Origin of the sequence: Bacillus sp. L75 (assembly GCF_003676355.1) — a bacterium.
Classification (GTDB): Bacteria; Bacillota; Bacilli; order Bacillales; family Bacillaceae; genus Bacillus; species Bacillus velezensis.
The window spans coordinates 1-1,039 of sequence record NZ_ML064941.1 but is presented as its reverse complement, the minus strand read 5'-3'; the positions used below and the strand labels follow the sequence as shown (position 1 = coordinate 1,039).

2 protein-coding genes are annotated in these 1,039 nt (G+C 36.6%); one reads left to right on the top strand and one right to left on the bottom strand.

The window, feature by feature from the left end; all coding sequences use genetic code 11:
- Positions 1-245: 245 nt before the first annotated feature.
- Positions 246-587 (top strand): hypothetical protein, encoded by a 342-nt coding sequence (locus D5S11_RS19655; RefSeq protein WP_128424645.1) that lies wholly within the window; start codon positions 246-248, stop codon positions 585-587.
- 46 nt (positions 588-633) lie between these two features.
- On the opposite strand, the gene D5S11_RS19965 is transcribed toward D5S11_RS19655, so the two are convergent.
- Positions 634-1,039: hypothetical protein (locus D5S11_RS19965; protein ID WP_164833857.1), on the bottom strand; the 406-nt coding region annotated here is incomplete at its 5' end.

Below are 1,039 nucleotides of genomic sequence, written 5' to 3'. Positions count from 1 at the left end.
TGGAAAGTTAATATAACCAGCACAGAGAGATAAATTATGACTATAGATGAATTCATAAAAGAATATTGTAAAAAGTCAAACATAACATTGAGTGAGTTAAATAATACTGATGTAGTATTACCTTGTAGTTGTGGTGATGAATCATGCAAGGGGTGGGCTGTTGTTTCAAATAATAAGCTATCAATAAAATCACACAATTCGTTATATAATAAAGCTTTAACCTAGCCAGTACAGAGGAAGATAAGATGATTAAAGATAACTTAACAATAGTAGAGAATGACGATTTAATTGCTATATTTTGTAACGATCAAAATATAGATATATCAGGACTTGACCGGTCAGAAAAGGCGGTCATTGTTGTGTATAAAAAGCCATGTACATACGTCAATGCCAGAAAAATAAAGGCAAAAGGCTTTCTTTGTGCTAGGCGTTTAGATGATGGCGCCTTATCCGTATTGACCTGTAAAGGGTTAATTAAAGGCACCATTGAAAATTGGTTTGCTAGCGCAGAAAAGCTAATAGGAATTATCGCTACCGACTGTAAAGTATCAAACAAAGAAAGTTATGGGATTACTGCTTCGAATTAACATAACAAGCACAGAGAGCTATTAAGCTCCCTGTGCTTTTTAATGGTTACTGAAATATAACTCCATCAGTGTTTAATGTATTTGTGGTTTTATTTATTCCACCTATAGCGGAATGGGCTGTTATAAATGAACCCTCCAAGCATTTTACATCAGCGTTACCGCCACCAGTATCAACCCCGTCTATTTTTCTACAGTCTGACCCCTTAGCTTGTATTTTTGAACCTGAGAAAGCATAGATACCACTTAATCCACCCCTTCTAGCTGTTCCTCCATTTAGGTTAACATTTCCGTCATACCAAGATCTAACGCCATAAGATGCGTTATCATCACAAGTAGCTAGTTCAGCGTTTACGTTAGCGCCATTTAAGCAGCTTATTCCAGAAGCCCCGCAATCAGACGCTTTTAATAATTTAGCGTTTACAATGGCCGATTGCTCAGCAAGCAAACCTTCT

Excerpts from the sequence above, each read along its gene's own strand:
- D5S11_RS19655 (WP_128424645.1), top strand. The coding sequence starts at position 246 with ATGATTAAAGATAACTTAACAATAGTAGAGAATGACGATTTAATTGCT.